Genomic DNA, 9,094 nt, shown 5'->3' on the forward strand with positions numbered 1-9,094 from the left:
AAGGGGTTAGACCAATTGTAAACAGCCCCTAGGCGCTGTTTACAATTCAGCCGTGAGGTTTGTAGGTTGGGTTAGGCGCAGCCGTAACCCAACAACGAGAGGTGTTCTGCATTCAGATTGTTGGGTCTCTCGCTGCGCGAGCTGTTCCAGTCCCTTTGGGAGAGGGGGTGGGGTGAGGGCTGCAAACAACTGAAAAACCGGCATTTTAGCTCGTCAATAATATCGCCCACCCCCTCCCCAACCCTCCCCCGCTGCGGGCTTCGCCCTGCAGGGGAGGGGGATTTTTCAATTATAAACAGCGCCTAGCCTGCCACCTTCACCACTTCTGCGCGGGCGTGGCGGCGTTCCAGCCACAGATGGCGGCGGATGATAATCCGCCCCAGCGGGCGGACGGCGGCGACGGCAGCCGCAAGGGCGGTGCTGGCGGCGAGCAGTTGCAGCGGTTCGGCAAGTGTCTGCGTCGCCAGCAGCGCGGCGAGGAAGGTGGCGAGTGGCAGGCCGTAGGTGACGAGCGCGCTGATGTTGAGCCCGGCGGCGGAGAGGTGCAGCTCGGCGGTTTCGCCCGCGCGCCAGCCATCGCGGTTGGGCAGGGCGATGCTGCCGTTGCGGAAAAAACCGCGGAACCACGGGCGGTTGCCGCAGCCGTTGCCCTCGGCGCAGCGGCGGCATTCGCGGATGTCGTCCACCGGCACGAGGTGGAGGGTGGTGGCGTCAGCAGCGGTGATGCGGACGCGGATGGTGTTGTCAGTCATGGGGTTGTCGTTGATTGTGCAGAAATATTCCGGCGGCGACTGCCCAAATGGCGAGCTCCAGCAGGAATACCCAGTGAAAAATGAAATTGAGCCACCACGGCTGGTAGCGGGCGGTGACGGTGAACAGGGAATACGGCGTATCACGCCACGGCATCAGCCACAAGATGTCGCCGACGATGCTGTCAAGGCAGAGATGCACCATGCCGTTCACCGCAAACAGCAGCGCGATGGCGGCCGCCGGGCGATGCGTGCGCCGCCAGAAAAGGAAGGCGATAACGAGCGCCAGCAGCCAAAGCGACGGCCAATGCGTCGGGTAGCGGTGATGATGGATGCGGCGATGATCGACAAGGTAAAACCAGAGCATATCAACATCGGGCAGAATGCCGCTGATGGCGCCATAAAGCGACCAGGCGCGCGCGGAAAGATGGGCCGGTTTCAGGCGGCGTAATAATTGTGCGCCGATATATCCGGCGGGAGCGTGGGCGGTAATCATGTTTTTGTCTCCGGTGGCGGGAATTGCATTTCCGGCTTGTCGTCATAGGCATTCCAGTCAATTTCCCATTCTTTAACCGTAAAATAATATTCCAGATTTTCCATGTCCTGCACCCAGTCATCAAACCAGAGCCAGTCTGGATTAAATTCCGGGGAATTTTTCGGCGGTGCAATAAATACAAAAAAATCTTCATCTTTCGGGCTGTCCTGCAGAATATAAACCCGCCCGCCCTGATATTCGCCACGCAAGATTTTTCCGGTTTTATGCAAAACGATTTTCCTCATGACGGATATTTTTCCCGCATTCGTGCATCATTATTATCGCTATCGCCAGTGGCATACAAATCTGTTGCCACTTCATCAATCACCGTGCGCAATTCCAATTCTTTTAACCATTCGGCGGGAATGCCATTGATGCCATCGCGTGCGCCGAGCAAATTACCGGCAATGGCGCCGGTCGAATCCGAATCGCCGTCGTGATTGACCGCCATCACAATGCCGCTGCGCACATCCGCCGCCGCGAGCGTGCAATAAACGGCAATCGCCAGCGCCTCCTCGGCAATCCAGCCCTGCCCCAACTGCACCACCGCCAGCGCGGGCGGCACATCGCTTGCTGCCAACGCCTCCGCCTGTTGCAGCAAATGCAGCGTGCTTTCGTGTCCGGCGCGGGCGCGCAGCAGCGGCTTGGCGCGCGCCAGGCCGTCCGCCAGTGTCACTTCCTCGCACAGCGCCTGCACCAGTACCGCCAGCACGCCCGCAGTGAGCGAACCGGCGGGATGGCCGTGGGTCAGCGTCGCCAGCGCCGTCCCCGTCTGAAAGGTTTGCGCGGGCGACCAGCGCTGCGCGGCCGCATACAGCCCGACTGGCGCCATCCGCATCACCCCGCCGCAGCCCTTGCTGTTGTTCTGCGCCAGCGCGCCCAGCACCGGCATCCCGCTCAACGCGGTGAGGCAGGTCATGCCCGGTGCACGGCGGTGGTGCAATTCCGGCTGTTGCCACAACCAGCCGGACGGCTCCTCCGCCGCCAGCAGCGGGTCATACGGCCATTCATCCTGGGTACGCAGCCAGGCCAGATAACTGCGGGCGGTAGCGCGTACCACATCGCCATCGCCACACCACGCTGCGAGCAGCCCGGCGGCGGTAAACAGCGTCATCTGCGTGTCATCGGTAATCGCGCCAACGCGCTCATAACCGGGGGCAAAGGCGGTGATGCCCGCCGTGCCAAAGTGGCGGAGAATATCGGCGCGGGGCATAAACTCGACCGGCGCGCCGAGGGCATCGCCCGCCGCCCCGGCGAGCAGGCAGCCACGGAAGCGCTCCTGTGGGGTGATGTCAGCCATGATGGCTCCTTGTAAAGAGAAAACGGGCGTTATGGTAGCGCAGATTGCCGCGCCCCGCCCTTGTCCGTAAACTGCGCTTTCCCTTGAATCCCGGAGAAAATTATGTGCGATTTTGTTAAAAAATATCCGCTGCTCGCCCCGTATAAAGATGCCATTCTGCCAACCGCGCAAACCATCGCGCCGTTTACCTGGCAAGAATGGCAGGGTGAAGGCCGTCCGCCCCTCTGGCAAAGCCATCTCGGCGGCGTGCCCTATTTGCCGCTGGACGATGAATATCCTTATACCAACCGGGGCTATCCTTTTGCGCTGTTTGCCCAAATCAATTTTACCGAAATGCCGCCCATACCCGATTTCCCGACGGAAGGCATTTTGCAAATATTTGTGGATGGCATGGATGACAATTTGGGGTTGGTGGGCGATGGGGAAAGACCACTTTACCGCTATTATCCCAACGTTATTACAGATGACAGCGCCTTGCAGCAAAATCTTCCCAATGCACCTTTACAGGAAAAACGGCAAAATCCGCCCTGTGTCTTGCAATTTCAGCCAGCACAAACGCAATATATGACGGATAGCGATATGCGCTATGACGATGTTATCGTCGATAAAAATGGTAACAGCCTTGGTTGTAGCGGTGAAGCATATAACCAGTATCTTGACCTTTCATGGGAGGTCGAAAATTATAGCCATCCACCGAAAGTTTCAGACAAGGCGCGTCGCTGAAGGCAGTACGCGGTTGTACGGCGAGGCGACGCAACACCGTATGAGGCTTTCGGTGTATCGCTATATATCGGCGGTTATTTACTAACCTGCCAGTATGACCCGCGCCACCGGATTATTTTTGATGATGTGCCAGATGATCCGGAAGAAGTGCGATTTGAACAAAGCCGTCTGCTGTTGCAAATATCCGATGAACTTCCAATCCTTGGCTATTATTATCTTTTTATCAATTTCTTTATCCACCCGGATGATTTACGCAGGCGTGATTTTTCCGGGGTATTCTCTAATATAGATAGCGATTGAAGCAAAAGCCGCTGTAAACAGCGGCTTTTTTAACAGACTTTCTTGCAGACGCTCAGACGCGCCGGTACACCGCCGCAAACGGCAGGCGGTGGCGTTCGCCCCAAATGCCGTGGCCTTCCTGGCGGATGCCGCAGCTTATGATCATGTTGATTTCCGCGCCGCGCGGCAGGCCAAGGAGGCGTTTGACGCGGCGGCTCTCCAGTCCTTCCAGCGGACAGGTGTCGTAGCCCGCCTCGCTCATCGCCAACATGAAGGTTTGTGCGGCAAGGGCGCAGCTTTTGTGGACGACGACGCGCATATCCGCCTCGCTGCAATCGGTGTACATCGGGCGGAACAGGCTGACCGCGCCGAACAGCAATTTGCGCAGAAGGCCGAGCAGACCGAAGCCGCGCGCATACATGAAAGGCAGCAGTTTGCCGTAGTAAGAGTAAGTGCGGCTGGCGGCGAGGCGTTTTTCCTGCTTTTCCGGGGGGCTGGTGCGGCGGATGTTCTCCGCCTCCAGCGCCATCACCTGGCGGGCGTGGTCGCGGTAGCGGTCTTGCCTAGTCACGAAAACAACCATTTGTTGCGCGGTCGCCGCCGCTTGCTGGCCGAGGCAGGCGGTGGCGAGTGCTTGCAGCGTCGCCGGGTCGGTGACGTGGACAAATTGGTAGAGCTGCATATTGGAGCTGCTCGGCGCGAGGCGGGCTTGTTCAAGACAGCTGCGCACAGTATCGGCGTCGATGGGCTGGTCGCTGTAGTGGCGCACGGCGCGGCGGTGATTTAGCAGGTCAATGAGCATGGGAGTTCCTTGTCGTTTGAAAAATTGCCGGAAACTTATTCCGGCAATTCTGGCTTTATGGCATAACGACTTTCCAGCCGTCTTTGGTTTTGATGAGCGGAATGTCGGCATCCTGTGGTTTGTCGCTGGCTTTGCTTTTCAGTGTGCCTTTTATCGTCGCCTGTGTTTTTTCTTTATTGGTGTAGGTGACTTTGCCGAGGGTGACTTCCGCGCCAACGGCTTTCATTTGCGCCTGCTCGGCTTTGACACGCTCGGTCATGGCTTTTTTCGCGTCTGCCGGTTTGCTTTTGCTGTCTTGCGGAATATAGACGTATTGGGCCGCTTTGGCAGCATCGCCGTGGATAAATTCGGCGAAGAAGGCTTTGGCGACCGCTTCCGGAGTTTGTTCGGCACTCCAGGCAAGGCTGCTAATAGCGGCAAGGGTGGTGAGAAGCAGGGTTTTGAGGAGGGTTTTCATGGGTTGTTCCTTAGTAATTTTTAGGAAATCAAGATGCTAAAAATTTTCTCTATTTATAGCGAAGCCAGGCTAAAATCAACACGCCATCCATTTTCAGTTTTAATTAATGGTATTTCCAAGGTTCTACCTTCAGGATATTTTGGACTCTTAATAAGCAGATCTACGAATGCCAAGTTTTTGTTATCTCTATTTTTATATATCACCTCTTGAACACTGGCCTTTTCTATGCCGCCTTCTATTTCGGCTGCTCTTTTTGCTTGTCTGGCTAAATCAGTCACTTTGTAATTTGCCTTTTCTTTGGATGATTCTTTTTCTGCAAGTTCCGGAGGTATATAAACCAAATCCATTGCTTTATGGACATCGCCATTAAGAAGCTCTTCAAAGAAAGTTTCAGCAACAGCTTCCGGAGTATCTTCAGCACCCCAAACAATATTACCAATAGTGGCAAGGGCGGTAAGAAGTAGAATTTTACAGATATTTTTCATATTTTGCTCCTTGGGTCATTTTTCAGAAAGGTAATCCGCCGGAGGCTTCTCCGGCGGAGCGGTTTTTATTTCATTTGGATGCGCCAGCCTTTGTCAGTTTTAATGAGCGGGACTTTCTCGGTTTTTTGTTTGTTATCTTTTTTCTTTGTCATAATCAGCTCAACGGTTGCTTCGGTCTTGTCCGCATTGGTGTAATTGACTTCGCCGGTGCTGATTGTGACACCGCCTTCTTCTTTGACTTTTTTCTGTAATTCGCCCGCCATCATCGTCAGTTTGCCTTTCGCCATTTCCGCGCCTTTGTCGCCTGCTTCCGGCGGGATATAGACGAGTTCGGCGGCTTTGCTGGCATCGCCGCTAAAGAGTTCTTCAAAGAAGGTCTTGGCGGTTTTTTCCGGGGAATCGCCACCGCAGGCGGCAAGGACGCTGGCAAAGAAGGCAAGGCAGAGGGTTTGTAGCAGTTTTTTCATCGGGTTCTCCGTTGTGTGAATGGATACCGCCGGGTGGCGGCGCGCGAAGTGTAGCCGCTTGGCGGGTTGTTGAACAGGTTTTTATGCCCACCCCAGCCACGGGAAGAGCGCGATTACCGGGGCGACCAGCAACAGCGAGCAGGCGGTGGTGATGGCGATGATGTTGGCGGCGGCGGTGGCGTTGCCGCCCATCGCTTTTGCCATGATGTAGCTGGCGGCAGCGGCGGGGGTTGCGCCCATGAGATAGAGCAGGCCGAGCGCCGTGCCGTGCAGGCCGAACGCGATTCCGGCGGCGACGAACACCAGCGGCGAGGCGACCAGCCGCCCGATGCTCGCCCAGATGGCCATTTGTCCCGCGCCGAAGACGCCGCGCAGGTCAAAGCTGGCGCCGGTGGTGAGCAGCGCCAGCGGCAGGGTGAGGTTTTTCAGGTAGGCGGCGAAATTGAGCACGGTGTTCGGCAGCAGCAGGGCGACGGTTTTGACGGCAATGGCGGCGATGAGCGCCAGCACCAGCGGGTTTTTCAGCACGCGCTGCACTAGTGGCCAGATGGCGCGGTTGTCGTCCTGGCTGAGGGCGATGACGGCGAGGATGTTCATCAACAGCGTCAGCGCGCCGGTGAAGATGGCGGCGGCGGCGAAGGTGTTGCTGCTGTCGCCATAGACGCCGCCGATGAAGGCGAGGCCGATGATGCCGAGGTTGCCGCGAAAGACGCCCTGGACGAAGACGCCCCGGTCGGCAGCGGGCATAGCGCGCGAAAGCCAGCTTGCGCCGAAGTAAAGTACCAGCACCGCCAGCCAGCCCGCGCCAATCAGCCGCCACGCTGCAAGCGGCGAGACGTCACTTTTGATGACGCTGACGAACAGCAGCGTCGGCAGCGCGTAGCGATAGACGATATGGCTCATTCCCGCGACCAGTTCGCCGCCCATCTCGCCGCGCCGCTTCATCCACCAGCCCATGACAATCAGCGCCAGCACCGGGATGATGGTTTCGGCGGAAAACGCCAGCCCTGCCAAAAATCGGCTCATCGGTAATCTCCCCAATAAATATAGCGATACACGCAAAGTTCTGTACAAGGCGCGCCGCCGAAGACAGTATCTGGAATACGGCACGGGTTTCCCTAAAAAATGGCTCCGCCATTTTTTAGGGTGCCCGGTCAGGCGGCGCAACACCGTACAGGGCTTTGCGTGGATTGCTATACATTATAATGCCCGCCCGCTCACCACCCTCCGCGACAACCATGCTGTATTCCCTGCTTGCGCCGCTTGCCGGACTGCTTTTCACCTTCTGCTTCGCCCCCTGGCCGTTCGGTGCCGCCGCCGTCGTGCCGCTCGCCGTGCTGTTCGCGCTGTGGCAGCATCCGGCGCGGCAGAAACCGCTGCGCGATGCCTGGCTGTTCGCGCTCGCCCACCTCGGCAGCGGCCTCTACTGGGTGTACATCAGCCTCTATCACTTCGGCGGCGCGCCGTTGCCGTTCGCCATCCTCGCCAACGTGCTGCTCATCCTCTATCTCGCGCTTTATACCGTCTTCGCTGCATGGCTGATGCGCCGCCTGAGCGCGCCCGGCAGTTGGCGGCGCACCCTGCTCATCCCGCTGCTGTGGACGGGCGGCGAACTCGCCCGCGCCTATCTCTTTACCGGATTCCCCTGGCTTGCCGCCGGTTATAGCGCGCTGCACACGCCGCTGGACGGCCTCGCACCCCTCGGCGGCGTTTTCCTGATAAGCCTCATACTGACGCTCATCGCCAGCCTGCTCGCCCGCGCCATCGTGCTGCGCCGGGGCAAACCGCTGGCGTTTGCCTTTGCCCTGTATGCTGTTGCCAGCGCCACCAGCCTGATGGAGCACACCACGCCGGACGGTGACCCCTTCAGCGTCGCCCTCATCCAGGGCAACATCGAACAAAGCACCAAATTTGACCCGGCGCTGATGGAGCGCCATTTGCAGGACTACATCGCCCTCGCCATTGACCGCGAAGAAGCTGTGGTCATCCTGCCGGAAACCGCCTTCACCTTCATGGAAGAACAGATGACGCGCGACCTGGAACAGCTTGACGGCTACTTCAAGGCGCGCGGGCAGACGCTGGTGACGGGCATCCCGGCGGGCGAGCTGCACAAACAGCTCTTTTACAACGCCATCATCACCCTCGGCGACGGCAATGGCCGCTACTACAAACACCACCTGCTGCCGTTTGGCGAATATGTGCCGCTGCGCAGCTGGCTGACTATTTTCGAGAAATACGTGGAAATCCCCTACAGCAACTTCGAGCGCGGCGACGCCAAACAGCCGCCGCTCATCACCGGCAAACACCGCGCCGGGGCGTCGATTTGCTATGAGGCGGCGTTTGGCCGCGATATGCGGCAGGCGCTGCCGGAGGCCGATTACCTCATCAACATCAGCAACGACGCCTGGTTCAAAGACTCCATCGCCGCCGACCAGCACCTGCAAATGAACCAGATGCGCAGCCGCGAGCTGGGGCGGGAAATGGCGCGCGCCACCAACGACGGCATCACCGTGCTGCTGGACGCGCATGGCCGCATCAAGGCACGCATCCCGCGCTTCGTCCGCGAGGTATTGACAGGCGAAATCCAGCCGTATCAGGGCGCGACGCCCTACGCCCGCTTTGGCAACGCCGTCATCTTCGCGCTGCTGGCGCTGTATGCAGCGGGATTGCTGCTGGTGCGGAAAACACGAGACCCAATATAGCCGTTCACCGAAAGTTTCAGACAAGCCGCGCCGCTTGCAGACGGTAGCGCAAACGGTGAAGATCCCGCCGACAAACGCCCCGGCGTTGTTATCGCGCAGTCATCCACATCCTCCTGCCAAAAAGGACATCCCATGCCCAAAAAAACCCTGCAAACCCTTGCCCTACTCGCCTGCTGCCCGTTGGCACTTGCCGCCCCCGCCGACCTCGCCCGCCTCACCGACAACCCCGACGCCCACCGTGGCCGCTGGCAGTGGCAGGAAACGGGATAAATACCGGTTTTGTCGCTCTTCAAGAAGTTCATAATAAAAAGGCCACCTAAAAAAGTGGCCTTTTGCAGTTGAGTATTAAGAATTTGCAGAATAAGAGATAAATCTGAGACTATTTTTTTACGGCATCTTTTATATCAGACCATTTATCTGCGACAGCCTCTTTAGCATCAGACAACTTATCTGCTGCTGCATCTTTAGCATCAGACAGTTTATCTTTCGCATCAGACCACTTATCTGCTACCGCATCTTTAGCATCAGACAGCTTATCTTCTGCTGCATCTTTAGCATCAGACAGTTTATCTTTCGCATCAGACCACTTATCTGC

The 9,094-nt window shown here is 57.7% G+C and carries 13 protein-coding genes and 1 pseudogene; 4 read left to right on the forward strand and 10 right to left on the reverse strand.

The annotated features are described in order from the left end of the window. Nucleotides 1-302 precede the first annotated feature (302 nt). Genes ACO54Z_RS08110 through ACO54Z_RS08125 form a run of 4 tightly spaced genes read right to left on the reverse strand, consistent with a single transcriptional unit; the run spans nucleotide 303 to nucleotide 2,584 of the window. Nucleotides 303-752, reverse strand: coding sequence for a SoxR reducing system RseC family protein (locus ACO54Z_RS08110; protein ID WP_485996548.1), 450 nt, complete (start codon nucleotides 750-752; stop codon nucleotides 303-305). Beyond that, a complete protein-coding gene (locus ACO54Z_RS08115; protein WP_485996549.1) occupies nucleotides 745-1,245 on the reverse strand; it encodes a metal-dependent hydrolase in 501 nt (166 codons plus the stop codon). Before ACO54Z_RS08115 ends, ACO54Z_RS08110 begins: the two co-directional genes overlap by 8 nt. Beyond that, entirely contained in the window at nucleotides 1,242-1,529 is a 288-nt protein-coding gene (locus tag ACO54Z_RS08120; RefSeq protein WP_485996550.1) for a hypothetical protein, read from the reverse strand. Before ACO54Z_RS08120 ends, ACO54Z_RS08115 begins: the two co-directional genes overlap by 4 nt. Beyond that, entirely contained in the window at nucleotides 1,526-2,584 is a 1,059-nt protein-coding gene (locus ACO54Z_RS08125; RefSeq protein WP_485996551.1) for an ADP-ribosylglycohydrolase family protein, read from the reverse strand. The genes ACO54Z_RS08120 and ACO54Z_RS08125 overlap by 4 nt, the downstream gene beginning before the upstream one ends. 102 nt (nucleotides 2,585-2,686) lie before the next feature. Between ACO54Z_RS08125 and ACO54Z_RS08130 the strand changes: the two genes are divergently transcribed. Both ACO54Z_RS08130 and ACO54Z_RS08135 read left to right on the forward strand, forming a co-directional pair. After that, nucleotides 2,687-3,307, forward strand: coding sequence for a DUF1963 domain-containing protein (locus ACO54Z_RS08130; protein ID WP_485996552.1), 621 nt, complete (start codon nucleotides 2,687-2,689; stop codon nucleotides 3,305-3,307). 66 nt (nucleotides 3,308-3,373) lie between these two features. Further along, complete coding sequence (locus ACO54Z_RS08135) at nucleotides 3,374-3,607, forward strand: DUF1963 domain-containing protein (protein ID WP_485996562.1); 234 nt, start codon at nucleotides 3,374-3,376, stop codon at nucleotides 3,605-3,607. A 52-nt stretch (nucleotides 3,608-3,659) separates the two neighbouring features. Here the strand turns inward: ACO54Z_RS08135 and ACO54Z_RS08140 are convergent, their stop codons facing one another. From ACO54Z_RS08140 to ACO54Z_RS08160, 5 genes are all read right to left on the reverse strand, one after another. Next, nucleotides 3,660-4,388: a nitroreductase family protein gene (locus tag ACO54Z_RS08140; protein ID WP_485996553.1), complete on the reverse strand. Its 729-nt coding sequence runs from the start codon at nucleotides 4,386-4,388 to the stop codon at nucleotides 3,660-3,662. Nucleotides 4,389-4,443: 55 nt separating this feature from the next. Further along, nucleotides 4,444-4,845, reverse strand: a complete 402-nt coding sequence (locus ACO54Z_RS08145) for a DUF4878 domain-containing protein (protein WP_485996554.1) — start codon at nucleotides 4,843-4,845, stop codon at nucleotides 4,444-4,446. Nucleotides 4,846-4,898: 53 nt separating this feature from the next. Next, nucleotides 4,899-5,330, reverse strand: a complete 432-nt coding sequence (locus tag ACO54Z_RS08150) for a nuclear transport factor 2 family protein (protein WP_485996555.1) — start codon at nucleotides 5,328-5,330, stop codon at nucleotides 4,899-4,901. Between the two features lie 65 nt (nucleotides 5,331-5,395). Beyond that, the gene (locus ACO54Z_RS08155; protein WP_485996556.1) at nucleotides 5,396-5,797 is read right to left on the reverse strand and encodes a DUF4878 domain-containing protein; all 402 of its coding nucleotides are present in this window, start codon (nucleotides 5,795-5,797) and stop codon (nucleotides 5,396-5,398) included. Between the two features lie 81 nt (nucleotides 5,798-5,878). Then, nucleotides 5,879-6,823: an AEC family transporter gene (locus ACO54Z_RS08160; protein WP_485996557.1), complete on the reverse strand. Its 945-nt coding sequence runs from the start codon at nucleotides 6,821-6,823 to the stop codon at nucleotides 5,879-5,881. 212 nt (nucleotides 6,824-7,035) lie between these two features. On the opposite strand from ACO54Z_RS08160, the gene lnt reads away from it, so the two are divergent. Together lnt and ACO54Z_RS08170 are read left to right on the forward strand one after the other, a co-directional pair. Further along, nucleotides 7,036-8,499 carry an apolipoprotein N-acyltransferase gene (lnt, locus tag ACO54Z_RS08165; RefSeq protein WP_485996558.1) on the forward strand — a complete coding sequence of 488 codons (1,464 nt, stop codon included), beginning with the start codon at nucleotides 7,036-7,038 and terminating at the stop codon, nucleotides 8,497-8,499. Between the two features lie 132 nt (nucleotides 8,500-8,631). Then, the gene (locus tag ACO54Z_RS08170) at nucleotides 8,632-8,769 is read left to right on the forward strand and encodes a hypothetical protein (RefSeq protein ID WP_485996559.1); all 138 of its coding nucleotides are present in this window, start codon (nucleotides 8,632-8,634) and stop codon (nucleotides 8,767-8,769) included. A gap of 109 nt (nucleotides 8,770-8,878) precedes the next feature. On the opposite strand, the pseudogene ACO54Z_RS08175 reads toward ACO54Z_RS08170, so the two are convergent. Continuing rightward, nucleotides 8,879-9,094, reverse strand: a pseudogene (locus tag ACO54Z_RS08175) (CsbD family protein); the annotation flags it as partial.

It is taken from the genome of Cardiobacterium sp. (genome assembly GCF_057314735.1).